General features: G+C 67.9%; 19 protein-coding genes. 9 read left to right on the forward strand and 10 right to left on the reverse strand.

All coding sequences use genetic code 11. The annotated features are described in order from the left end of the window. Window positions 1-6: 6 nt before the first annotated feature. Entirely contained in the window at window positions 7-978 is a 972-nt protein-coding gene (locus tag IEY07_RS15765; RefSeq protein WP_188896355.1) for a D-alanine--D-alanine ligase family protein, read from the reverse strand. 59 nt (window positions 979-1,037) lie between these two features. Continuing rightward, window positions 1,038-2,381 carry an aminotransferase-like domain-containing protein gene (locus tag IEY07_RS15770; protein ID WP_229670168.1) on the reverse strand — a complete coding sequence of 448 codons (1,344 nt, stop codon included), beginning with the start codon at window positions 2,379-2,381 and terminating at the stop codon, window positions 1,038-1,040. A 385-nt stretch (window positions 2,382-2,766) separates the two neighbouring features. On the opposite strand from IEY07_RS15770, the gene IEY07_RS15775 reads away from it, so the two are divergent. The 7 genes from IEY07_RS15775 (at window position 2,767) to IEY07_RS15805 (ending at window position 9,922) form a co-directional block, all read left to right on the forward strand. Further along, entirely contained in the window at window positions 2,767-3,444 is a 678-nt protein-coding gene (locus IEY07_RS15775; RefSeq protein ID WP_188896356.1) for an N-acetyltransferase, read from the forward strand. Window positions 3,445-3,479: 35 nt separating this feature from the next. Further along, complete coding sequence (locus tag IEY07_RS15780; protein WP_229670169.1) at window positions 3,480-3,965, forward strand: OsmC family protein; 486 nt, start codon at window positions 3,480-3,482, stop codon at window positions 3,963-3,965. A 194-nt stretch (window positions 3,966-4,159) separates the two neighbouring features. Further along, window positions 4,160-5,398, forward strand: coding sequence for a Gfo/Idh/MocA family protein (locus IEY07_RS15785; RefSeq protein WP_229670170.1), 1,239 nt, complete (start codon window positions 4,160-4,162; stop codon window positions 5,396-5,398). Between the two features lie 31 nt (window positions 5,399-5,429). Then, entirely contained in the window at window positions 5,430-6,776 is a 1,347-nt protein-coding gene (locus tag IEY07_RS15790) for a mannitol dehydrogenase family protein (protein ID WP_188896357.1), read from the forward strand. Further along, window positions 6,718-8,034: a D-mannonate dehydratase ManD gene (manD, locus tag IEY07_RS15795; RefSeq protein WP_308422950.1), complete on the forward strand. Its 1,317-nt coding sequence runs from the start codon at window positions 6,718-6,720 to the stop codon at window positions 8,032-8,034. The genes IEY07_RS15790 and manD overlap by 59 nt, the downstream gene beginning before the upstream one ends. 93 nt (window positions 8,035-8,127) lie before the next feature. After that, entirely contained in the window at window positions 8,128-8,748 is a 621-nt protein-coding gene (locus IEY07_RS15800; protein WP_188896358.1) for an HdeD family acid-resistance protein, read from the forward strand. Window positions 8,749-8,854: 106 nt separating this feature from the next. Then, entirely contained in the window at window positions 8,855-9,922 is a 1,068-nt protein-coding gene (locus IEY07_RS15805) for a S1C family serine protease (RefSeq protein WP_188896359.1), read from the forward strand. A 50-nt stretch (window positions 9,923-9,972) separates the two neighbouring features. Here IEY07_RS15805 and trxA read toward each other — a convergent pair whose 3' ends face one another. Together trxA and trxB are read right to left on the reverse strand one after the other, a co-directional pair. Next, window positions 9,973-10,296: a thioredoxin gene (gene trxA, locus IEY07_RS15810; protein ID WP_188896360.1), complete on the reverse strand. Its 324-nt coding sequence runs from the start codon at window positions 10,294-10,296 to the stop codon at window positions 9,973-9,975. A gap of 66 nt (window positions 10,297-10,362) precedes the next feature. Continuing rightward, window positions 10,363-11,334, reverse strand: a complete 972-nt coding sequence (trxB, locus tag IEY07_RS15815; protein WP_188896361.1) for a thioredoxin-disulfide reductase — start codon at window positions 11,332-11,334, stop codon at window positions 10,363-10,365. Window positions 11,335-11,573: 239 nt separating this feature from the next. On the opposite strand from trxB, the gene IEY07_RS15820 reads away from it, so the two are divergent. Then, window positions 11,574-11,969, forward strand: coding sequence for an FAD synthase family protein (locus tag IEY07_RS15820; protein WP_188896362.1), 396 nt, complete (start codon window positions 11,574-11,576; stop codon window positions 11,967-11,969). A 47-nt stretch (window positions 11,970-12,016) separates the two neighbouring features. Here the strand turns inward: IEY07_RS15820 and IEY07_RS15825 are convergent, their stop codons facing one another. Genes IEY07_RS15825 through IEY07_RS15840 form a run of 4 tightly spaced genes read right to left on the reverse strand, consistent with a single transcriptional unit; the run spans window position 12,017 to window position 19,821 of the window. Continuing rightward, a complete protein-coding gene (locus IEY07_RS15825) occupies window positions 12,017-12,859 on the reverse strand; it encodes an anti-sigma factor family protein (RefSeq protein WP_188896363.1) in 843 nt (280 codons plus the stop codon). Next, window positions 12,856-13,665 carry an RNA polymerase sigma factor SigM gene (sigM, locus tag IEY07_RS15830; RefSeq protein ID WP_229670171.1) on the reverse strand — a complete coding sequence of 270 codons (810 nt, stop codon included), beginning with the start codon at window positions 13,663-13,665 and terminating at the stop codon, window positions 12,856-12,858. The genes IEY07_RS15825 and sigM overlap by 4 nt, the downstream gene beginning before the upstream one ends. Beyond that, window positions 13,662-17,522, reverse strand: a complete 3,861-nt coding sequence (gene murJ / locus IEY07_RS15835) for a murein biosynthesis integral membrane protein MurJ (protein ID WP_188896364.1) — start codon at window positions 17,520-17,522, stop codon at window positions 13,662-13,664. The genes sigM and murJ overlap by 4 nt, the downstream gene beginning before the upstream one ends. Beyond that, on the reverse strand, window positions 17,515-19,821 hold the full coding sequence (locus IEY07_RS15840) for a DUF6049 family protein (RefSeq protein WP_188896365.1): 2,307 nt from the start codon (window positions 19,819-19,821) through the stop codon (window positions 17,515-17,517). Before IEY07_RS15840 ends, murJ begins: the two co-directional genes overlap by 8 nt. 112 nt (window positions 19,822-19,933) lie before the next feature. On the opposite strand from IEY07_RS15840, the gene IEY07_RS15845 reads away from it, so the two are divergent. Next, a complete protein-coding gene (locus tag IEY07_RS15845; RefSeq protein ID WP_373288863.1) occupies window positions 19,934-21,427 on the forward strand; it encodes a CCA tRNA nucleotidyltransferase in 1,494 nt (497 codons plus the stop codon). A 16-nt stretch (window positions 21,428-21,443) separates the two neighbouring features. Here IEY07_RS15845 and IEY07_RS15850 read toward each other — a convergent pair whose 3' ends face one another. Together IEY07_RS15850 and IEY07_RS15855 are read right to left on the reverse strand one after the other, a co-directional pair. Then, the gene (locus IEY07_RS15850; protein ID WP_188896366.1) at window positions 21,444-22,253 is read right to left on the reverse strand and encodes a hypothetical protein; all 810 of its coding nucleotides are present in this window, start codon (window positions 22,251-22,253) and stop codon (window positions 21,444-21,446) included. Further along, complete coding sequence (locus tag IEY07_RS15855) at window positions 22,250-23,794, reverse strand: M15 family metallopeptidase (RefSeq protein ID WP_188896367.1); 1,545 nt, start codon at window positions 23,792-23,794, stop codon at window positions 22,250-22,252. Before IEY07_RS15855 ends, IEY07_RS15850 begins: the two co-directional genes overlap by 4 nt. Window positions 23,795-24,193 lie beyond the last annotated feature (399 nt).

A 24,193-nucleotide genomic window follows, 5' to 3' on the forward strand; every position in this document is an offset into this window, starting at 1 on the left:
CGTCGATCACCGGGTCGGATTCATCGCCCGGATGCCGCGCTTCCACGCGTTCTGTACCAGGGCCGCGCAGGTGTCGCCCAGATCACCGCCGGCGGCCTCGATCGCAAGCGGCATCGCCGAGGTCTCCGTCATCCCAGGCGCCACGTTGGTCTCCAGGAAGACCGGCTCCCCGGAGCGGTCGATGATCAGATCCGTACGCGACAGGTCAGCGAGGCCGAGGGTCTTATGGACCCGCAGCGCTGCCTGGGCAGCTCGATCGGCGACCTCGTCGTCGAGTCCGGCCGGGCAGATGAAGCGGGTGGCACCGGGTGTGTACCGAGCGGCGTAGTCGTAGACACCGGATTCCGGACGGATCTCCACCGCAGGCAACACTTGCGGGCCGTCACCCCGGTCGACCACACCTACGGTGACCTCGGTGCCCTCGATGAAGGTCTCGACGACGGCTACCTGGCCGTAGGCGTAGGCCGCCACCATCGCGGCCGGCAGCTGCTCGGGGGAGTCGACCCGACTGCAGCCGAGTGCTGAACCGCTTCGCGAGGGTTTGACCATCATCGGGAAGCCGACCTGCTCGCCCAACGCCGCGACCAGACTCGCCGCACCGAGCTCGCGAAATATCTCGTGCGGCAACGCCACCTGGACAGGCGTCGCAACACCGGCGCCAGCCACCACCCGGGTGGCGATCGACTTGTCGAAGGCGATCCGCGAAACCGATGCGATCGAGCCGACAAATGGGACGTCGAGCAGCGCGAGCACCTCGCGCAGCGACCCGTCCTCGCCGGCTTCGCCGTGCAGCAAGGGAAAAGCGACCACTTCGCCGGCCGTGGCAATGCGCTCGACCAGGCCGGAGTCGACGTCACTCTCGATCACGTCAAGATGTTGACTTCGCAGCGCCGTGGCCACCCGGCGTCCGGAATGCAGCGAAACCTCGCGCTCGTGCGACAACCCACCCGCCAGCACCAGCACACTCGGACTATTCACCGAACCACTCCCACACCAAGATCAACATCAGAATCGCTGTACGGCAACCGGACCGGCCGTCACCGTTGATCCGGGCCCGGCGCCTCGTACGGATGCAGAGCGCGCGGCCTTCCAGGGTTGGAGAAGATCGCATTGATCGACAACTCGTTCCCCATTACTTCAGCCAGCCGCCGGGTGCCCTCGATGATCTGGTCCGGGGTCGGTAGGCAGTAGGACAGTCGCATGTGCCGGGTGCCCAGGCCGTCGGCGTAAAACGCATTGCCGGGGACGTACGCCACTCGCGCGGTTACCGCCCGCGGCAGCATCGCCTCGGCATCCAGCGGAGCCGGGATCGTCAACCAGACGAAGAATCCGCCGCCGGGACGGGTCCAGCTCGTGCCGGGCGGCATGTGTGCCTGAAGTCCGGCAAGCATCGCGTCACGTCGCTCCCGGTAGAGCTCGCGCGACTTCTTGATCTGACCCCGCCAATCGAAATTCTGCAGGTAGGCCGAGATCGTGTACTGGGAGAAGACCGGGGGACACAGCGTGGCACTCTCCTGTGCCAGCACGAGTTTCTCCTTGATCGCGTGCGGGGCCAGGATCCAGCCGATCCGGAATCCGGGTGCGAAGGTCTTGGAGAACGAGCCGAGATAGACGACCGCGCCGTCATCGAGGGAGCGGATCGCCGGTGTCGGCTCGGAGTCGAATCCGAGCAGGCCGTACGGATTGTCCTCCACGATCAGAATCCCCTCCGACTTGGCGATCGCCAAGATCTCCCGGCGGCGCTCCAGCGGCTGGCTGATGCCGGCGGGATTGTGAAAATTCGGGATCGTGTAGATGAATTTGATCTTCTTGCCGGCGGCCCGGCAGCTGGCGATGGCTTCCCGCAGCGCAATTGGATCCAGGCCGTCGGCGTCCATCGCGACATGGACGACCTGGGTCTGGTAGGTACGAAACACCCCTAGCGCGCCGACATAGCTGGGCGCCTCGCAGAGGATCACATCGCCGGGGTCGCAGAACACCTGGGTGAGCAGCGCCAGCCCCTGCTGGGATCCGACCGAGACCACAACATCATCAGGATGGGCACTGATCGCCTCCTCCGCCATCACCTCGCAGATCTGTGCGCGGAGCACCGGCTCGCCCTGGCCGGCGCCGTACTGCATCGCCCGGGTGCCGTGCTCGGCCACCAGTCGGGCGATCGCCCCGCCGAGCGACTCCAAGGGGAGGTCGGCGATATTCGGCATCCCTCCGGCCAATGACACGACCTCGGGCCTGTTGGCGACGGCGAACAGCGCCCGGACGGCCGAGGCCGTCATACCGTGGGTGCGTTCGGCGTACGTCCCGATGTACGGGTCCAGGCGGGTGTCCCGGCGCGCCGGCAGCGGGGATCCCGCCCCCTCGGAGCCCGGATGGTCGACAGTCACACCCCAACGATAGGTGCCCTGGCCAGGATCGGCAGCAACCTGACCGGACCGCGAACCGGATGGCGAACCTGATGGGGCCCTGCCGCGGTGGCACCAGGCCCGGGGGTGCCGGGCACGGTGCCGGACGAGGGGCTGCTGGGGGAGGCGCCGGCCGCGAGCGGATTGTTGGACAGTCTCCTAGCATGGAGGTCATGAGTCGGTCGGAATCGTTACCGACAGGACGTCGGGTGTGGCACTGGGTCGCTTGGCTGGGGGCCGGTGTCGCGCTGGGGGTGTTGGCCGGTTTCCTTGCTGGTCTGGGTGCGACCGCGCCCGGCTCGCCCCGCGCGGGAAGGACCGGCACGGGCCAGGACGAGACACAGTCCTCGGTGCCTGGAGGCGGTCGGTGAGCAGCTACCGGATGCGGCCGATCTCACGATCCGGCTTCTCGGAAATCGGTGATCCCTGTGGACACTGCGGATTCGGCACTCTGGGCGTCGAACCGCCGTCCTGGATCGAGGAGGTGACCGACCTGTGGGGGATCTGTGGGGTCGAGGCGCAGGCCGGCAGTGACATCGGCGGATATCTCACCTTCGCGCCGGCCGAACTCGTCCCGTTCGTGCCGCTGCCGGGCCCGGGTGGCAGTTCGGCAGAGGCGTTCAGTGCTGACGCGGCCGTCTTCATGGCCGTCGCGGTCTGCCGGGAGTGCCGGGGCCGCGGCGTCGCCAAGGATCTGGTCCGGAGCGCGGCGGCCCAACTGGCCAAACGCCAGGTCGGTGTGATCGAGGTGATCGGCACCTTCGCTGTGCCGGGGGTCCCGCACGCCGACGGTGGCACGGATTCCTCGATGATCTTGCTGCCGGTTTCCTTCTGGCAGTCGCAGGGCTTCAGGGTGGTCCGCCCGCACCCGGTAACGCCGACGCTGCGGCTGGACATCGAGGGCACCGTACGCTGGCGGCCTGACTTCGCGGCAGCCTGGCAGCGCTTCGCCGATCTGGTGGCGCAGCCGGGGACCGGTCCCGCCCAGCCGGCCAGCTACACGCTGCACCGGTCCGGGTCCCGAACCGCCGGCCCGGTGCACTGACCAACGGGCCCGGGACCGGGTGGCAGGATGACGGCATGGCGGAATCAGCGAGCCAGAACACGGCCGGGGACACCGACCGGAAGATGGCAGCGAATCAGCGCACCGTAAGCCTGCAGCGGCAGCAGAAGGGTCGCTATCTGGCCACCAACGTCCGTGGCGGGACGATCAGCATCGGGACCGGCGAGGACGAAGACTTCACCCCGGTGGAGTTGTTGCTGGCGGCGATCGCGGGCTGCAGTGCGGTCGACGTCGACTTCATCACCGGCAAGCGTGCCGAACCGCAGACCTTCTCAGCCACCTCCTCGGGCACCAAGACCGACGACGAACTCGGGAACCGGCTGACCGGTCTGCTGCTCGACTTCGACGTCAGCTTCGCCGACGACGAGGGTGGCCGGCAGGCCGCGGCGGTGTTGGAGCGGGCGATCAAGCAATCCCACGACCGGCTGTGCACAGTCGGACGCACCATCGAGGCAGGCACCCCGATGACGGCAGCGCTGCAGGGTCGGCAGATCTCCGGCTGAGCCGCGGGCGGAGATCTTCGCCGAGCACAATCTCCGACGGATCGGTGGCAGGCACGGAAATGCCTGGCAAACGCTTGTCAGCGCGTGATCGCCGAATCTAGCGTGCTGCCGGCGGGTGGAGGCAGGATGACGCTTGCAGACCCAGAAACCAGAGCAGCCGGACATGCGGCGCAGACAGCGGGAGTGAACGACTCGTGACAAACCAAGCGGTCAACGGATCGACCAGCGACTCGAGCGGTGAATCGACGACCGGGGCGAAGGCTCCGTTCAAGGCGTTGATCATCGGCTGTGGGGTCATCGGCATCCATCATGCAACGGTGCTGACCGCCCACCCGGATTTCACTGTGGCCGCACTGGTCGACGTGGTGCCGGCCAGGGCCGAGGCGATCGCCGAGGGCCTTGCCGGTGAGGATGCCGAGCGCCCGGCCGTCTACGAGTCGATCGCGGATGCGCTGCAGTCCACGCCCGTTGATCTCGCCGTCGTCTGCACACCGAGCGGATACCACATCGACAACGCGCTGGAGGCTCTGGCGGCCGGCAAGCATGTGGTGATCGAGAAGCCGCTGGACGTCTCGATCGCCAAGGGGCGTGAATTCGCCGATGCGGTCGCCCGCGCCAATGCTGCCGGACAGGTCGTGTCGGTGATCAGCCAGCACCGGTTCGACCCGGGCAGTGCGCTGGTCCGTGACGCCGTGGAGAACAACAAGCTCGGCCGGATCACTTCGGCGGTGGCGACCATGGCCTGGTACCGCAGCCAGCAGTACTACGACTCGGGTGACTGGCGCGGCACCTGGGCGCTCGACGGTGGCGGCGCGGCGATGAATCAGGGCGTACACACCATCGACCTGATGCGCTGGTTCTGCGGTCGGCCGACCGAGATCTTCGCGCACACCGGACAGCTGGCCCACGAGCGGATCGAGATCGAGGACACCGCAGTGGCGACCGTGCGCTTCGAGTCCGGGGCGCTGGCCGTCATCCACATGACGACGGCCGCCTACCCGGGCCTGACCGCTCGGGTCCAGGTGCACGGTTCGCTGGGCTCGGCGATCATCGACAACGACAACCTGCGCTACTACCACGCCGGTGACGGCGAGGTCTCGGACAACCTGCGCGAAGCCAAGACGATCGGCAACCAGGCCGAGCAGGTCCTCGGGCAGCAGGCCGAGGCAGATGAGTTCGCCGGTGCGCGCAACCGTCCGGACGGCTTCGTCGCCGGGCACTCCCGGCAGTACGACGACATCTCCGCCGCGATCACGGAGGGCCGCCAGCCGCTGGTCACCGTCGATGAGGCGCTGCTGTCGCTGGCCCTGGTGAAGTCCCTGTACATCTCCTCGACCCTGGGTCAGCCGGTAGTCTTCGACGATGTGCTCAGCGGCAAGTACGACGACCTCACAGTCGCCGTCGAGCCCGACCCCGCGACAGTCTCCGCATGAGCGACCATCTCCGCATGAGCGTCGTTTCCGCATGAGCGCTGGCCCGCACGACGGTGGCGATCGCCCCAGAACGATCCATCTCGGTCTTGGGGCGTTTCATCGCGCTCACCAGGCCTTCTACACCCATCACGCCGATCGGGCGACGGGGGAGCGTACGCGCATCCACGCCTTCACCGGCCGACGGCCGGACGCCGCGGAAACCCTTGCGGCACAGGGATTCGGCTACACCCTGATCGAGCGTGGTGCCGATGGTGACCGGTTGGAATTGATCACCAGCATCGCGGCCGCGTCCGCCGGCGCCGACCTGGCTGCGTGGCGATCAGCATGGCAGGTACCTGACCTGCAGCTGATCACCCTGACGATCACCGAGGCCGGATACCGGGTCACCGCCGACGATCGTGCAGCCCTGCAGGCCGGCAACCCGGTGTCGGCGATGGCCCGGTTGCTGGACGGCCTGCAGACCAGGCGGACGGCGGGCCTGGCGCCAGTCGCGGTGGTCAGCTGCGACAACCTCGCCGGCAATGGTGGAGTGCTCGGCGGCCGGGTCCGTGATCTTGCCGAGCGCTGGGATCCGGCCCTGGCCTCCTGGATCGATGGTGGGGTCAGCTTCCCCAGCACCATGGTCGACCGGATCACCCCTGCCACCACCGATTCCGACCGGGACCAGGCCACGGCCTGGATCGCAGCACAGCCCGGCGCCCAGACGGTCGATCGGATGCCGGTGGTCTGCGAGCCCTTCACGGAGTGGGTGATCGCCGGCACCTTCCCGGCCGGTCGGCCGGCCTGGGAGCAGGTCGGTGTCCGCTTTGTCGAGGATGTCGAACCGTACGAGCGCCGCAAACTCTGGCTGCTCAACGCCGGTCACTCGATGCTGGCCTATGTCGGCCTGGCACTCGGCCACGCGACCATCGACCAGACGATGACCGACCCGCGGTGCACTGACCTGCTGGAGGCACTCTGGGCCGCGGCCGCCGAGGTGCTGCCCTTCGACCGCGCCGAGATCGACGCCGCGACCGCTGCGCTGCGGGAACGCTTCACCAACCCGCGGATCCGACACAACCTGTCCCAGATCGCCGGTGATGGTTCGCAGAAGCTGCCCAATCGGACCCTGGGCATCTACCGGGCCCGGCGGAGGGCCGGCCTGCCACTTGATCCGGGGACACCGGCGACGCTGGCCGGCTGGCTGATCCACCTGGGCACTGACCTGGTCAATGATCAAGGAGTCGGAGAGTTGCTGGACCGCTTCGCCGCGGCCGGCGCCTCGACGTACACATCCCGATTGCCGATCATGCTCGATTACTTCGGACCTGACGTGGCTGATGATCATGAGCTGGTCGGCGCCATCGGCGATCAACTCAGACAATTCGACGCCCAGTGAACGGACCAGTGAGCTGACCATGTTGATCAAGTCGGCCGAGGTGATCATCACCAGCCCGGACCGGAATTTCGTCACCCTGAAGCTGACCACCGACGACGGGATCACCGGCCTCGGCGACGGCACCCTGAACGGCCGCGAGCTGAGCGTCGCGTCGTATTTGAAAGATCATGTGGTGCCGCTGTTGATCGGCCGCGACCCACAGAACATCGAGGACACCTGGCAATTCCTGTATCGCAGTCCCTACTGGCGTCGCGGCCCGGTGACGATGGCGGCGATTGCCGCTGTCGACGTCGCGCTGTGGGACATCAAGGCCAAACAGGCCGGACTGCCGCTCTACCAGCTGCTCGGCGGTGCGAGCCGGAGCGGCATCCTGGCCTACGGACACGCCTCGGGCAAGGATGTCGAGGAGCTGTTCGACAGCATCCGCGAGCACCAGGCCGACGGCTTCCGGGCGATCAGGATCCAGGCGGGCGTGCCCGGCCTGAAGGCGATTTACGGCGTGCCGGACAGCCTCAGCACGGAGGACGGCGACGGTCGGGAGCACCACTACGAGCCGGCCCAGCGGGCGCTCCGGCCGCCCGAGGAGGACTGGGACACCCGCGCCTACCTGCGGCACCTGCCGACCGTCTTCGAGGCGGTCCGCAACGAATTCGGACCGGAGCTGCCGCTGCTGCACGACGGCCATCACCGGATGACACCGATCCAGGCAGCCAAACTGGGCAAGGCGCTGGAGCCGTACGATCTCTTCTGGCTGGAGGACTGCACCCCGGCGGAGAACCAGGAGGCGCTGCGGCTGGTCCGCCAGCACACCACGACGCCGCTGGCGATCGGCGAGGTCTTCAACAGCATCTGGGACTACCAGCTGCTGATCAAGGAACAATTGATCGACTACGTCCGCAGCGCGATCACCCACACCGGTGGCATCACCCATCTGAAGAAGATCCTGGAATACGCCGGCCAGTATCAGATCAAGTCCGGCATCCACGGGCCGACCGACATCTCGCCGGTCGGCTTCGCCGCAGGTCTGCATCTTGACCTGGCGATCCACAACTTCGGCATCCAGGAATACATGCCGCACGGTGCCCGGACGAATGCGGCCTTCCGGCAGTCGATGACTTTCGTTGACGGCTATCTGCATCCGGGCGACAATCCTGGCCTGGGCGTCGAGCTGGACGTCGACGAGGCGGGGAAGTATCCGTACCAACAGGCGTACCTGCCCTTCAACCGGTTGGCCGACGGCACCGTCCACGACTGGTAGGCGCGACTGCAGGAGGGGGGCGGAAGATCACAAGACGGTTGTGAGCCTTCCCGCGGCCGGGCGAAAGCGCGATGATCGTTCTATAACCGCCTGATGAGAGGGACGATCGTGTCGACCGATGAATTGACGCTGGACCCGGGACGGCTTACCGGAGCAGCACGCACGTTGGTACGGATCAGCTTCGGACTGTCGGGGATCGCCGCGATCATCCTCGGAATCCTGCTCTTCGTCATCCCCGGCCGGACCCTCCAACTGGCGGCGATCCTGCTCGGGGTGAATTTCCTGGTGGCGGGCATGATGCGGATCTGGCTCGGTGCGTTCGGCCGGCTGCCGGGGGGTCAGCACCGTGTCCTCGGGATTCTCTTCGGTGCGCTGCTAGTGATCACCGGGCTGATCATCCTCCGGGATTCCGCGGTCGCTGCGGCGACGTTGTTGCTGATCATTGTGCTGTTCGCCGGCATCGGCTGGATCCTCGACGGGATCATGGCGATCGTCGAGTCGGGACGGGCACAGTCGCGGACCTGGGCGATCATCTTCGGCATGGTGTCGATCCTGGCCGGCATCGTGGTCCTGGCGGTGCCGGGGTGGACGGCCCGGTGGCTGATCATCTTCGCCGCCATCGGCTTGGTCGTGACCGGAGTTGCGGCGGTCATCAGGGCGTTCACCTTCGGGCGTGGCGCCGGTGAGCCCGCCGCTGGACCGGCGACGCTCTGAGTCCGGCGACCTGTTAGATTCATCACAGATCCGATCAGGTTGATTCAGTTGGCCCTCCCCCGCTGAGTGAGGTCAGATGGTTGAGTCGTCAGGTCCGAGGCCGCCAGTGACACCGACGTCGTGGCCGCGCGGCCTGGTCGTTGCGCAGTCGGTTGCGGCGCTGTTGATCGCCGGGATCGTCGGCGGCGTGGTCGGCAGCTTGATCACCACCAAGTCATCGGGATCAGCGACCTCGCCGACCGCGTGCCAGGTGTCCGAGGTGGCCGCCAAGGTGCTGCCGGCGGTGGTGACCATCGCCGTCAGCGGCTCGGGAGGTTCCGGCACGGGCAGCGGGGTGATCATCGACCGCAACGGCACCGTGGTGACCAACAACCATGTGATCGCAGCCGGAGCCGACGGTGGCCGGATCGAGGCGACGCTGGACGACGGCTCGCAACGATCGGCGGAATTGATCGGCCGAGACCCGGCCACCGATATCGCCGTCCTGCGTCTGCAGGGGGGTGGCAGCCTGCCGACCGTCGCATGGGGTGACTCCGACGGGCTGATCGTCGGCCAGCCGGTGGTCGCCGCCGGCGCGCCGCTCGGACTCTCCGGAACGATCACCAGCGGCGTGATCAGCGCTCTCGGCCGGGACGTCCCGGTGCCGGTGGATGAGAACAGCAGTACGGTCCTGGCTGGGGCGGTGCAGACCGACGCGTCGATCAACCCCGGCAACTCCGGTGGAGCGCTGGTGACCTGTGCTGGCGACCTGGTCGGTATCAACACCGCCATTGCGACCGTCCCCGACGCCAACGGCACGGGCGGTGGCGGCAGTGTCGGAATCGGATTCGCCGTGCCGGAGACGGTGGCGAAAGTGATCACCGAGGACCTGATCAAGAACGGCCGGGTCAGTCACCCGAGCTTCGGGATGGGCACCTCACCGGTGACCCGCACCAACTCATCCGGACAGGTCGAACTCGGACTGGCGGTCACCTCGGTCGAATCGGGCGGCCCTGCTGACAAGGCGGGCATCCAGGTCGGCGACGTGGTGATCGCCGTCCAGGGCGTCGGCCAACTCGGCCCGGACACCCTGGCCCACCTGGCCGTGACGTCGTCGATCGGCGATCGGGTCCGGATCACCCTGCTGCGCGATGGCCAGCAACAGCAGATGACCGTCCAGCTCGAAGGTTCGTGATCGAGAAGGATCCAGAAGGCTCGTGATCAGGCACGCGCCTGATCAAATGATCAGAGGTATTCCTCGATGGCGCCCTTCAGCACCGACTTCGACTTGGCGCCCTTGAAGGCCTTCACCAGCTCGCCGCCGACATATACCTGGATGGTCGGCAGGCCGAGGACGTGGTTGTTGGCCGGCGTCACCGGGTTCACGTTGGTGTCCATCTTGACGAAGTCGACCTTGTCCCCGTAGGTCTGGGCCAGCTCCTCGATGATCGGGCTGACCTGCTTGCACGGGCCGCACCAGTCGGCCCAGTAGTCGACCATGACCGGCTTGTCGGACTTGAGTACGCGCTCCTCGAAGTCGGCGTCGGTGACATCGGTGACTGCACCCATAGTTGCTCCCCTTATGTGAAGTGTGACGGTCTGAAGTGCGGGTGAGATGCGGCGGCGTCGGCCGGATCAGCCGACCACTGCCGGCTCGGCCAGGGTGGCCGCATCGGCGAGATCGGCGAGGAAGTGCTCGGCGTCCAGCGCCGCGGAACAACCGCTGCCGGCGGCTGTGATCGCCTGCCGGTAGGTGTGATCCACCAGGTCGCCACAGGCGAACACGCCGGCCAGATTGGTCCGGGTGCTGCGGCCCTGGGTGAGCACGTAACCCTCGGCGTCCAGATCGACCTGCCCGCGGACCAGCTCCGACCGCGGGTCGTGACCGATCGCCACGAACAGGCCGGACACGTCCAGCACGCGCTGCGCCCCGGTGACCGTGTCGGTCAGCGTGATCGACTGCACCGAGTCGGTGCCGTTGATCGCCGACACCTCGGAATTCCAGGCGAAACTGATCTTGGGATCGTTCTTGGCGCGATCGGCCATGATCTTGCTGGCACGCAGGTCGTCGCGCCGGTGCACGATGGTGACGGTGCGGCCGAACCGGGTCAGGAAGGTGGCCTCCTCCATCGCGGAATCGCCGCCGCCGACCACGGCAATGTCCTTCTCGCGGAAGAAGAAGCCGTCACAGGTCGCGCACCACGACACGCCGTGACCACTGAGCCGGTCCTCGTCGGGCAGACCGAGTTTGCGGTAGGCCGACCCCATCGCCAGGATCACGGTCTTCGCCCGATGCTCGGTGCCGTCGCTGTCGGTGACCGTCTTGATGTCGCCTGTCAGGTCCATCGCGACGATGTCGTCGGTCACCAGCTCGGCGCCGAACTTCTCCGCCTGATCGCGCATCTGGCCCATCAGCTGCGGCCCCATGACAGCCTCCGGGAAGCCGGGGAAATTCTCCACCTCGGTGGTGTTGATCAGCGCTCCACCCGCGGTGATCGAACCCTCGAACACCAGCGGCCGCAATTCCGCGCGCGCCGCGTAGATGGCAGCCGTGTAACCGGCCGGACCGCTTCCGACGATGATGACGTCGCTAATCTCGCTGCCCATCGAACTCCTTCCGATTACCTTCGGCCGGCCGAACTGCCCGGACCCGGCTCACCCTACCCGCCGGGACGACCGCCTGTACGTCGTGCAACCCGGTGCCGGCGACTGGTATTCCGCCTCGGGCCGGCCGCCGTGCGGCCGCCGTTTCCCATGTCCGGGAGCGTACGAAATGGCGACGATTTGGGATCGCGTAGGTGACAATACGTAGGGTTGGAGCGGTCCGGAAATGAAGGAGTGCCGCAATGGCTGAGACAACTGTCATCACCTTCGGAACGTTCGACGTGCTGCACGTCGGACATATCCGTGTGCTGAATCGGGCCGCCGAGCTCGGTGATCGGCTGGTCGTCGGAGTCTCCTCGGATGCGTTGAACTTCTCCAAGAAGGGCCGCAACCCGGTCTTCAGCCAGGACGAGCGACTGGAGCTGGTCTCCAACCTCAAGTCGGTCGACCAGGTCTTCGTCGAGGAGAGCCTGGAGCTCAAGCGCGACTACCTGACCCAATATGACGCCGATGTCTTGGTGATGGGCGACGACTGGGCGGGCAAGTTCGATTTCTGCTCGGACCTGGCCAAGGTCGTCTACCTTCCCCGGACCCCGTCGATCTCCACGACCGCGCTCATCGAGCACATCAGGTCCTAGTCCCGCCGAGGGGTCACATAATCACTGATCCGTGCCGCGTGTCGCTCCTAGAAGTGGACCGTCGGTCCGGCGGTGGGATCGCCGGAGTCGCAGCCGGTGATGAAGACGGCGTGCTTGTTCGGGCCGGACTCCAGGAAAACCAGGTAGCCCGGTTCGCCCTTCAGGACGGCTGACCGGATTCCGGTGATCTTGCCGTCGGTCACCTCTCGGGCGCATCGCCAGGCCTTGGTGAAGCGGTAGGCGTCCAGGTCGCTGGCGGCGGCGGAGGCGGCAGAGGACGCCAGTGACTCGGTGTCGGTGGCCACGATCGGCTGGTCGTTCGGAGGTTCGTTCGCCCCGGACGCCGCACTGAGCACATAGCCGCCGAAGCCTGCCCCGGAGGCGAGCAACGCGGCCGCGACCGCGCCGCCGGCGAACCGGGTCCGCAGGCTCCGCCGGCTGTGCTTGGTCTCGGTGAAGTGCTCGGCGATGTTCGGCTTGGGAAACCGGCCACCACCCCTGATGTTGGGGTGACCCAGGTCGTCGACATAGGGGGAATGGCCGCCGATCGAACGGCTCGGCCCGGGGTGGTTGCCGGTGGCGTGCCGGGACTGCTCACTCGCCCGCCCCCGTTGTTGGTCCTCGATGGTCTCCTGGAGCCGGGCGAACACGTCGTCCGGCATCGACGTTGCCGGGGCGTCAGCCAGCAGCCCCTGCACCTCGGCCAGGGCAGCGGCATCGGACCGGCACTGGTCGCATCCGGCCAGGTGGGCATCGATCTCGGCCGTACGCTCCGGGCTCAGCAGGTCTTCGCTGCGATCGGCCAGCTCCTCGAGGCCGATGTGATCGCCGCGGCCGTTCTGCTCGACATGCTCGTCGGCTCGGGGTGGCTGCCCCGCATCCGTGCTCACGACGACACCTCCCCACTGATCGCAGCCGACGAGCTTGCGGCTCCTCCGTTGCGGGTTGGACGTCGCAGATCCTCATCCGGTTCCCAGGTCTCGGGTTCGCGCAGATGTTTCAGCAACGGGACAAGCTTGGCGCGGCCCCGAGCACAGCGGCTCTTCACGGTGCCGGCAGCGCAGCCGAGCATCCGGGCCGCCTCGTCGACCGAATAGCCCTCCATGTCGACCAGCACCAGCGCTGCCCGCTGGTCCGGATTCAGTTGTTGCAGAGCGGCGGCGATGTCGGCCCGCTCCTCGTTGGCCACCACCGGGTCGACCGTGTCGGTCTGGGCCGCCAGTTCCTCGGCGCGGTCCGGATCGTCGGGCAAGGGATCGGCGGCGCGGACCTTGTTGCGACGCAGCCGGTCCAGACATGCGTTCACGACGACCCGGTGCAGCCAGGTCGTCACCTGCGAGTCGCCGCGGAAGCTTCCCGCTCGTCGGAAGGCCGAGATGTAGGCGTCCTGCAGAGCGTCGGCTGCGTCCTCCGGATTGCGCATCGTCCGCAGTGCGACGGCCCACATCCGGTCCCGGTGCCTGGACACCAGCACCGAGAAGGCCAGCGGATTGCCGGCAACGTGGGCGGAGAGCAGCTCCTCGTCGGAGAGTTCGGCCAGGGGTCCGGCCGCGCGATCCAGTTCAGCCGGCGTCCGCGGCGGATGCCGATGCTCGGCCCGATGCGTGCTCTGCTGGTGCGCCACCGCTGTCGAGGCGTCCCCGGCAGACGGACTGCCTGCGGCGGGCAGCCCGGCCGTTGAGGGCGGTGGCGTCACGACAGAACCTCAGCCTCGTAGATCCCGCCGCGGTAGTTGGCTCCCTCCTTCGGCAGCGAGGTGAGGAACACCAGCACATAGCGGGTTTGGATCTGCTCGTCAGGTTTGAGGGTGGCCGAGGACCCGGCCCCCTCCTGCTGGGCAACCGTACGCCAGCTCTTCAGACTCTCCATATCGGCGTCGTCGGTGCTCGCCGGGTCGGTCCGCGGCACCCGCAGCTGCAGATCGGTGCCGTTGCCGGTCAGCTGCACCTTCACTTCGCTGACCGGTTTGGCCGAGCCGAGGTCGAAGACGATCCCGACGCCCTTCTTCAGAAGCCCGAACTTCGGGCTGCCGATGTAGCTCAGGGTGTGCCAGTCGGTCGTCTTGTTGCCGTCGTAGGCGTACTTGACCAGATTCGGATTCTCCTGGCCGTTGCCGCCCTGGGGCGGATTGCCCTTGGCCGGATCGAAGTCGTGGGCGGTGGCGATCGTCAGCGGCTGGTTCGCCTGCGGGGCCGCGCTCGGCTTGCCGGCCTTCTTCTTCGCGGCCTCGCCGGCCTGCCGCAGCGGGCTTGCCGGCCCGAGACCGTGCGCGGTGATGACTGTGACCGCCAGCGCCGCCACCAACAGTGCGATCACCAGGAACCACACCCAGCGCCGCGGTCCCGAGCGCTGCTTCTCCGGGTCGATCGGCAACCGGTTCGGGCTCTGCGGCGTCGCGGCCCGGTCGGAGGTGTTGGTCCCGGCAGCGATGCTGCCGTTGCGCTCGATCAACGCGTACGGCTCGGCCTCCGGCTGCGGCGGTACGAATCCGGCGCCGTCCGGATCCTCGTCCAGCACGCTCGGCTGCGGATGGCGCAGCCGCCGTTCCAGGTCGCCGGTCGCGTCCGCGGTCCCCAGGATCCGGTCCAGCTCGCCGACCAGGGAGGCAGCGGTGGTGATCCGCGGTGCGCGCTGCCGTGGCACCGGGCTGAGCAGTTGGTCACAGATCCGATCCAGCGCGGGAGAAACCCCGTGGCGCACCTGCCGGGGAGTGAGCCACGGGTGGCCGCTGTCGGCGGCGGTGCCGGTAGCGGCCGGCGCGCACGGCAGATCGTCGACGCCGCCGCCGGGCCAGCGGGCCACCAAGCAGGCGTACAACATCCGGCCGAGGTCGGTGACGTCGGTCGCCTCGAGCGTGTCGGCACCGGGATCGGTCCGTGGGTACTCGTCCGGGCGCAACGCGGCCTCGATCAGCAGACCGACCAGCTTGACGTTGCCAGCCGGGGTGATGATCACCAGATCCGGCACCAGACGCCGGTGGAAGAGGCCGCGGGCATGTGCGCCGCTCAGCGCGTCGGCGAGCTCGCGAACCACCCACGCCGACTCCAGACCGGTCAGCGGGGCAGATGCCAGCATCGCCTCCAGGGACTGACCCTCGGCGTACTCGGAGACGATGTAGCTGCCGACGATCCGCCCGTCCGCCGTCCGGCCGCCTTCCTCGACGGCGTCCAGCACGCGCAGGAACCGCGAGTCGGTGGCGCCGGCAGCCCGCCTACCGGCAGCCAGCAGTGCCGGTCCGCGACTGTCGTCGGGTGGCAACAGGTGGATCACGACCGAACGGCTCAGGACCTGGTCGAATGCCCGCCACACCGTCGCAGACGCTTCTCCGGGTCCGCCCGCGCCGGCCAGCAGTTCCTCCAGCCGGTAGCGCTGTGCGAGCACGGCGCCGGCGCTCAGGTGATCGGAACCCGAGTCAGCCGAACCCGAGTCAGCCGAACCCGAGTCAGCCGAACCCGAGTCAGCCGAACCCGAGTCATGGGGACCCGAGTCATGGGGACCCGGGCCGGCAGGTGGGTTCGATCCCGCAGAGGCTTCGGCCGCGTCCGGGACGGCGGCACTGACCGGCGGGGGAGTCGCGCGGAACTGGCTGGTCCGGTCGTCGCGCAGTTCGTCGAGGCTGAATTCGGCCGTCTGTTCGGCCGAGGGCTCGTCGATCCGTCCAGGCGCCATCCCGGCTGCCTGTTCGTATTGACCGCCCGCCATATGCTGCTGCCCCGCTGGGATGTTGATGCGCTGACTGATCCGGGTGGAAACCGACGCTTCGTCCTCGAAGCTCGGCACCGCTCCCTGATCGATGGTGCCAGAATCCGCCCAATCCGGCACCCCGGAACCGCCGGAAGGTTTGGAATCGATATCGACGGCCCCGGAACGAGTCCCCGGAGTTGCCGGCCGGCGCCGGACTCCACGGCGGAGCACGGTGTTGACGATCTGGTTGATCTCGTCGATCCGCAGCACCCGGGCCAGGCCGAGGTAGATCCCGACCGCGATGATCCCGGCGGCAGCCAGGGCTAGGAGGGTCGCCGGGTACGAGGACGACCACAGCCCGACCGCCCGGACGATGCCGTACGCGACCAGGCCCGCTGGTAGCACCGCGATCAGCACGCGCAGGCAGTGCCGGGCGATGTCTGCCCCGCGCAGGCGGGGCAGCCGGCGGCCGAGCTGGTGGAAGGAGACACCGAGGCCGACGATATAAGCGAACGCGTAGGCCAGTGCCAGGCCCGGTGCCACCCAGTTCGGCCTGTGGAAGGGCAGCACCAAGGCCAGCGCTGCGGCGACATTGACCGAGGCGATCAGGATCTGTACGAAGAAGGTCGTCCTGGTGTCTTCCAGCGCGTAGAACGCCCGCAGGCAGATGTATTGCAGGGTGAACGGGACCAGCCCGACGGCGAACGCCATCAGAGTCCACGCGACCAGTGGCCAGCCGGTCGCGCCTCTGCCGAGGCCAAAGAGCGCGTGGGCGATCGGAAACCCGAGTGCGAGGAACGCGACGGACGCTGGCAGGAGTGCTGTCACGGCGAGCCGCATCGTGCGCATGGCCTCGTCCCGGGCGCCGGCCAGGTCGCCCGCAACCACCAGCCGCGACGTCGACGGCAGCATCGCGGTGGTCAGCGACACCGTGATCAGTGAGTGCGGCAGCATGAAGATCAGGTTCGCGTTGGAGTAGACGTTCCAGCCGGCGCCGTGGCCGCCCACGGTCGCACCGTTGGCCAGCCGGGTGACGACGACCAGCGCCAGCTGGGTGACGATCATGTAGCCGACGGTCCACTTGGCCACGTGTCCGGCCCGACCCAGGCCGCTGTGGCGGAAGTCGAAACGCGGCCGGAAGTGATAGCCGGCGCGGTGCATGTAGGGGACCAGGATGACCGCTTGCGCCACGATGCCCAGCGTCGTTCCCAGCCCCAGCACTGCTATCTGGCCGGTGGTGAACGCGGCGCCCGTGTCGCGGTGGCCATGCCAGATGATCTGGAAGAGCAGCAGGGACGCGATACCGACGATGTTGTTGGCGATCGGCGCCCACATCATCGGCCCGAACCGGCCGCGGGCGTTGAGCACCTGCCCGACCATCACATACATGCCGTAGAAGAAGATCTGCGGCAGCATCACGTAACTGAGCAGGATGATCGAGTCGAACTGCCCGCTGAGTTCGGGCACCTTCCACTTCGGGTTGATGTAGATGTCACCCATGACCACCGGTGCCAGCAGGGTGGCCCCGATGGTGATGATCCCGATCGCGGAGAGTCCGAGGGTGAGCAGCCGGTTGATGTATGCCTCGCCGCCGTCCTCGTCCTCCTTCATGGCTCGCACGATCTGTGGCACGAAGACCGTGTTCAGGACGCCTCCGGCAAGCAGCAGATAGATCGCCTGCGGCACTGTCTGGGAGATCGACAGCATGTCGCCCTGTCGACTGCCATTGCCCAGAGCAACAATCACCAGGGCCGCTTTGACGAAGCCGAGGATCCGGGAGGCGCCGGTACCGGCCGCCATCAGGGCGGTCGCGGACACCAGCCGTGAGGACGAGCCCGTGGTCGTCGCCTCAGTCGCCGATTCAGCCATGCGACACGCCCGGGCTCAGGTCGTGATCACGATCGTGTTCCTGGTGATCTTGGTCGGGTTGATCTTGGTCGGGTTGATCTTCATCCAGGTCGTCGTCCTCGTCCGGCTGGTCGCCGCGCTCCCGCGCCACCTGGCGGATCCGCAGCACCACGGTGCCGAGCAGCACGATGCCGGAGGCGATTGCGATGATCCAGCCGATCATGCCGGCCTGAGTGGCGTTGACCCGCAACTGATGTTTCGGCCCGATCAGCTCGCCGCCCGGTGTGGCCAGCTGCAGGGTGACCGTCATCGCGCCGTTGGCGTCCACCCGGGTCGGGACCTGGGCGGGCATCTTGGCGCCGGCGCCGATGACACCGTTGACGCCGAGTTTCGAGGCCGGGACGTTGCTGATCCGCAGTCGCGACTGGTTGGGCGACTGGCCGAGCAGCTGTAGCCGAACGGGTATGTCGAGGTTGTTGATGATCGTCACCGGTACGCCCGCCGATGAGCCGGTCAGGGTGACCTGCGGGCTGCTGTCGAGGCGGATCGCCGCACCGGTCGTCAATGCACTCAGCGACAGCGACCTGCCCGAGGTGTCCCGGAGCAGCAGCTGCTGGCTCTGGACGAACGCGGCCATCGGCCGGCGCTGCCCGCGCCATGCCTGGCTGATCGCTCGCGCGACCGCCTGGTCGGCCTGGTCGGCGAGACCGGAGCTGTTGACCACCAGGTTCTGGTAGGTGGTGAGGTTCTGGGCCAGGTCGGTGATCCTGTCCAGCTGGTGGTGGGTCGGCTCCTGACCGGCGTCGCCGGCCGGGTAGAGCGGGTCGCCCTGCAACTCCGCCGGGGTGTTGTTCAGCAGGTCGTAGGCGCTGCGGGCCGACAGCCAGGGCGCTGACAGCGCGGCGCTCTCGCCGCCCGCCTCGCCTGCCTGGGTCACGACCCGGAGCCGGCCGAGGCTGCTGCTCGGCCGCCCGCTGATCGAGGTGATGAAACTGTCGGACAGTGACGCCTGCCGGACCTGGACCTCGGTGTCGCGGGGATCCGGGCCCGGTCCGCCGCCGGCGGTCTCGGTGTCATAGCTCAGCACCAGCGGGCCGCCGGGCACCCGGACCACCGGGCCGAGCCCGTCCACCGTGGTGTCGGCCAGCAGCACCGCGCGAGCGTGCAACTCGGTCGCTGCCTGCAGCGCGCTCCGGTCGGCGACACCGTCGGCCGGCGTCACGAGCAACGGCAGGCCCTTGGTGTCGGCCACCTGCGCCGCCGCACGCTGACCGCGTTTGATCAGGTCCAGTCGGCCGGCGTGCACCATCGCCGTCAGGTCGGCGTCGGCGTAGAGGATCTGGAAGCCGTCGTGATCGGCCTGCATGGTACGGAACCGGTTCAGCCAGGCGGCTGCGTACGAGGCGCCGGTGCCCGCAGTCGTGTGCCCGCCGGAGTCAGTGACCTTGTAACCCGATCGCATCGCCTCGAGCTCGGCGATCAGGTCGGGGTCGACGGCATAGCTGGCGCCGTGCTGTTCGGCCGCGATGAGCAGCGCGTCCAGCCGACCGCCGGGCGCGACCTCGTCGGCCAGTGAATCGTCGACGAAGACGCCGGGCCGCGACATCGACGGCGTACTGGTCAATTCGACCAGAGTGGTGCTGCCGATGCTCGCCTGTCCGGGCAGCAGCCCGTCGGCGCTCAAGGTTCCGACAGAAACCGGCAGCAGGGTACGGGCGCGGCCGACAGTCTGCACGCCGTTCTCGCGGACCTGGATGCCCGCCAGATAGACGCCGGTCTGGGGCGAGCCGGGCGCGAAGAAGTCGGCGGCCGTGGCCCGGACGGTGAACGTACGCGACTGGCCGGGTCCGAGTTCGGGATGTGCCGCGGTGTAGAGATCCTGGTACGCGTCGGGCGTGTCGGCGCTGTACATCCGTTCGCCCTCGGGGTCGGTCGGCGCGGACTCATTGGCCTGCTGCAACTGCGCCTGGGTTGTCAGCGGTGTCAGGCTGCGCCAGATCGCCGCCTGCAGCCGCACCAGCGAGCGCTTGCTGACATTGGTGACGCGGCCCTGGATCACGATGGTCGAGTCCGGCCGGACGATCGAGGGAGTGAGCCTGGTCAGCTGGATGGTCACCTCGGTGCTGTCGTCCGCGGCCGCCGTCGGGATGGCCGACAGCCCGACCGGAAGGCTCAGCAGCAGGCCGACGAGCAGAGCGAGCAGCACGGCCGCAGGTCGACGAATCAGGATCAGCCGGCGTCGGGGCGGCGCCGGGAATCGGGTCGCCGGGAATCGGCGGGCGACATGTCGCCCGGACTCCGACCAGCGCCCGTCTCGCACTCGGTGATTGTAATCGGCCGGATCCTCGCCGGCCGGGTCCTCCGCCGGTGCCGGCCGGCATCGGCAGCCGACGGTGGGCGGCCCGAGTGCGACTCGACTAAACTCGTCCGTTGTGCCTCAGAGCAGCCAGGGTCCCCGATCGGAGTCGCGTCCGCGGCGTGCCGTCACGCTGACTGCCGCCCAGCAGCAGGCCGTCGAACGGCTGGCGAACGACCTGCCGGTGATCGACCGGTTGGGCCGACTGTTCACCGAGGCCGGTCACCAGCTGTACCTGGTCGGCGGGACGGTCCGTGACGCGCTGCTCGGTCAGGTCGGTCACGACCTGGACTTCACCACATCGGCCCGGCCGGACCATATCGAGCGACTGCTGCGGAGCATGACCACCACGATCTGGACGGTCGGCCGCGAATTCGGCACCATTGGCGGCAAGATCGGCGATCACCAGGTCGAGATCACCACCTTCCGCGCGGACGCGTACGATCCGGAGAGCCGCAAGCCGATCGTCGAGTTCGGCGACACCATCGACGGCGATCTGGTCCGCCGGGACTTCACAGTGAACGCAATGGCGCTGTCGCTGCCCGACCACCGCTTCGTGGACCCGTACGGCGGCGTGGACGATCTGGTCGAGCAGCGGCTGCGGACCCCTTCGGAGCCGGAGGTGTCCTTCAGCGACGACCCGCTGCGGATGCTGCGGGCCGCTCGTTTCGCCGCCCGGCTCGGGCTGGTGCCGAATCCGGAACTGATCGCCGCGATGACCGAGCTGGCCGGCCGGCTGTCGATCGTGTCCGCCGAGCGGATCCGCGACGAGTTCTCCAAGCTGCTGCTGACCGACCATCCCCGGGTCGGCCTCGACCTGCTGGTCCGTACCGGACTGGCCGAGATCTTCATCCCGGAGCTGCCCGCGCTGCGGCTGGAGCGCGACGAGCACCATCGGCACAAGGACGTCTACGTGCACAGCCTGATCGTGCTGGAGCAGGCGATCGATCTGGAGAAGGCCCGCAACCACCAGCCGGATCTGATCAACCGGCTGGCGGCCCTGCTGCACGACATCGGCAAGCCGCGCACCCGCCGCTTCGAGGCGGCCGGCAAGGTCACCTTCCACCACCATGACGTGGTCGGCGCCAAGATGGTGCGCAAGCGATTGAAGGCGCTGCGCTACTCCAACGACGAGATCGATGCGGTGGCCAAGCTGGTGGAGTTGCACCTGCGCTTCCACGGCTATGCCGGCGAGGCGGGCAGTGACGGCGTCTGGACCGACTCGGCGGTACGGCGCTACGTCCGCGACGCCGGTGATCAACTTGAGCGACTGCACATGCTCACCCGCGCCGACTGTACGACCCGCAACGTCGCCAAGGCGGACCGGCTGCGCCGTGCTTACGACGAACTGGAGTGGCGAATCGACGAATTGGCCAAGCAGGAGGAACTGGAGGCGATGCGCCCGGACCTGGACGGCAACCAGATCATGCAGATCCTGGGCATCGCTCCGGGCCGCGAGGTCGGCGAGGCCTACAAGCATCTCTTGGAGCAGCGGATCGACAACGGGCCGCTGGGTGAGGATGGCGCCCGCGAGGCGCTGCTGTCCTGGTGGGCCGCCCGCGGCCACTGACCGCCAGACCGGTTGATCACTTGCCGATCTTGGCCAGCAGCCTTCTCGAGGCCGACTCGGTGATCTTGTGCCCGGGGTCGGTCAGAATGATCAAGGTGACCCGGTCCCCGTCGAGCTCGGCCACCTCGGTCCAGTCGGTCGAGCCGTCGTAGACCCGCTGATCGATCAGCCCCGGTTCGGTGCTGATGATCTTGGCGTACACCTCGCCCCCGGGGTCGCTGCAGTCGCGCACCTGTTGGAGATACTTCTGGTAGAAGAGCTCGGCATCCGCCGCGGTCCGAAACTGCAGCACGTCGCCCACCCCGGGCTGGGAGTCCTCCGCGCCCTTGCGTCCGTACGTCCCTTCCAGGACGTGGATCGGATCGGTGTAGTCGTCGCGAGTGATCGAGCCGCAGCCGATCGTGATCACCGCCTGGGCCGCATACCGCGGATCCCGGGCATGGGTCCAGGTGCCGTTGCCCAGGTAGCCGTCGTCGGCGCCGCCCGCCCGGGCCACCGGCTTCCAGCCTGCCGGGACCGGGAGATCCTTGCTGGTCAGCTTTCCCGATGTCTTCTTGGCCGGTGCTGTCGGCGCCTTCGGCGGGGGCAGCGTGTTGGTGGTCGTCGGCTCGGGTGCCGGACCCTTGGTCGCGCCGGAGCCCGTGCTCGTCGGTGAGGCCGGAGCCGAGGGCGACGCTGCTGCCGTGGTCGCCGGTCCGGAGGTGCCCAGTGACGGTGACGGCCCGGGATTCGGCTGATCGTTCTGGCAGCCGACCAGCAGCACGCCGCCCGCGATCAGCGCCGCGGCTCCGGCGGCTGCGCGTCGACGCGTGCCCGGGGTGATCACTTGTCGTACTCGAAGTGCTGGTAATCGGTGCCCGGGCTCCACAGGCCGCCCCAGAAGTAGCCATGGCTGCGGAAGGCCTTGTTCAGCGAACTGCTCTTGGTGATCATGCCTTGGCGATACGGCGTCCGCTTGATGTAGGACTTTCCACTTGTGGGATACCACTTGCCGTTGGCGGCGTGGTACGGATTCTCCCGGGTGTTGACATCGATCGCGATGCCGTAGCTGTGCGGCGATTGGGCGTACGGGTTGCCGGTGACCTTGCGGCAGTTGAAGGCCGAGCTGTTGTCGTCCTCCATCTGCTTGGTGTCGCTACCGCCCCAGTGATCGGGATTGACCATCCGGCGAATCCGGAAGCCGGCCTTGAGCGCGGTGTTGAACGATGCCTCGACCGACTTCACCCGGCCGGCCGCAACGATCAGCACGCCGCGGTGCATCTTCTTGTCCAGGCCGTAGTAGTTCATCCGGATGGTGCGCAGTTTGGACGGGCCGACCGGGCAACCGGAGCGGTAGGTGTCGGCCACCATCCCCCGCGTCGTCTGGCTCACCTGGGCATTGAGGACCTTGACCCGCTTGATCGGCGCGGCACCGCTGGTCTCCCACCTCTGACCGCGGGAGTCCCAGCGGCGGACGCGGACGGAGTAGCCGCGCAGTAGGGAGTTCCCGGTCGTGAAGGTGAAGGAGAACTTGCCGCCGGCTTTGGTCTTGGCAGTCGCCTTGTCGTGCCAGCCGCCGTTGGAGCGGCGGACCTGGAAGTGCACCAGCACGCCGGACATTGCGGGATAGATCGAGCCGGAGACGGTCGGGTTCTTCAGGGAATCGACGGTCGACTTCGGCTTGGTGATCGTGACCTTGGCGTTGTGGACGGTCACCTTGACCACGCCGCTCTTGACCGTCGAGGACGAGGCCGGACTGCCGCCGAGAGTGGCTCGGAACTGCCGTACGGCCGCCACGGTGACCGGCTTGGAGACGCTGTAGTGGCCGGCGCTGTTGGTGCTGGTGCTGCGGACTCGGTGCCACGCGTGGTCGGCACCGTAATACCAGATCTCGACCCGCTGGCCGCTGCGAACCGGCTCGGCCGTGCCGGAGAAGTTGAAGCTGCCGATGTCCTCGAAGAACTGGCCGGAGACCGGGCCACCGACCGACTTGACCGTGAGCGAGACGCTGCGGGACGTGGACGCCTGGGCTTGGGCCTGCGGTTTCGCCGAGCTGGTCTTGGGTGTCGGAGAACTGGCCTGGGCCTTCATCATGGGCCCGTTCCGCCTGGCCGAACTCGGCGTGGCGGTGCTAGGTGCCGGGCTGCTGGGCGTCGGGCTGCTGGGTGCCGGGCTGCTGGGTGCCGGGCTGCTGGGCGTCGGGCTCGGCGAGGGGCTCGGGCTGGGGGAGGCCGAACCGCTCGGCGACGCCGGTGGCGGATCACCCGGGTCGGCAACGGCCGGGATGGGCGCGGCGACCACGCCGGCGGTGATCAGCACGGTGGCGATCAGAGCGGTGCGCCCGACGGAGCGGAGGGATCGCTGGGGGAAGGATCGGCGACGCTGCATAGCGCCAGCAAACCACAGCATTGCCCTGACGCGATCATGTGCAACCCGAGGTGTCGCAAGATCGCTTGCGAGTTCAGGCGATCAGTCCGAGGTGCTTTCGGACGATGGCCTCGAGCAGGCTTTCCGATTCGGGGATGTCCGGCTGGGGATCTGGGTCGCGGGTCCATTGCGCGGTGGTTCCTGGTTGAGGGCGTCCCGGAGTGTGCGGGCGAGGTTGCCGGTGCCGAGGTCGTAGGTGCTGGAGGGGTTGACGATCAGGACGCGTCCGTAGCTGGCTTTCCAGACTCGTGTGTCGGGGTCGGGCTGACGGACGTTGATGTGTCCGAAGGTTTTGTGCCGGTGTTCGCGCCGGGTCAGTGGTCCGAGGTTGTCGGGGCTGGACTGCCCGGGTGGCCCGCC

Origin of the sequence: Microlunatus endophyticus, assembly GCF_014646195.1 — a bacterium.
Taxonomy (GTDB): Bacteria; Actinomycetota; Actinomycetes; order Propionibacteriales; family Propionibacteriaceae; genus Microlunatus; species Microlunatus endophyticus.

Coding starts and splice junctions, on each gene's coding strand:
- trxA (WP_188896360.1), bottom strand. CDS start 10,296: ATGGGTGCAGTCACCGATGTCACCGACGCCGACTTCGAGGAGCGCGTA.
- IEY07_RS15800 (WP_188896358.1), top strand. CDS start 8,128: ATGAGAGGGACGATCGTGTCGACCGATGAATTGACGCTGGACCCGGGA.
- IEY07_RS15790 (WP_188896357.1), top strand. CDS start 5,430: ATGAGCGCTGGCCCGCACGACGGTGGCGATCGCCCCAGAACGATCCAT.
- trxB (WP_188896361.1), bottom strand. CDS start 11,334: ATGGGCAGCGAGATTAGCGACGTCATCATCGTCGGAAGCGGTCCGGCC.
- IEY07_RS15780 (WP_229670169.1), top strand. CDS start 3,480: ATGGCGGAATCAGCGAGCCAGAACACGGCCGGGGACACCGACCGGAAG.
- IEY07_RS15855 (WP_188896367.1), bottom strand. CDS start 23,794: ATGCAGCGTCGCCGATCCTTCCCCCAGCGATCCCTCCGCTCCGTCGGG.
- manD (WP_308422950.1), top strand. CDS start 6,718: ATGATCATGAGCTGGTCGGCGCCATCGGCGATCAACTCAGACAATTCG.
- IEY07_RS15820 (WP_188896362.1), top strand. CDS start 11,574: ATGGCTGAGACAACTGTCATCACCTTCGGAACGTTCGACGTGCTGCAC.
- murJ (WP_188896364.1), bottom strand. CDS start 17,522: ATGGCTGAATCGGCGACTGAGGCGACGACCACGGGCTCGTCCTCACGG.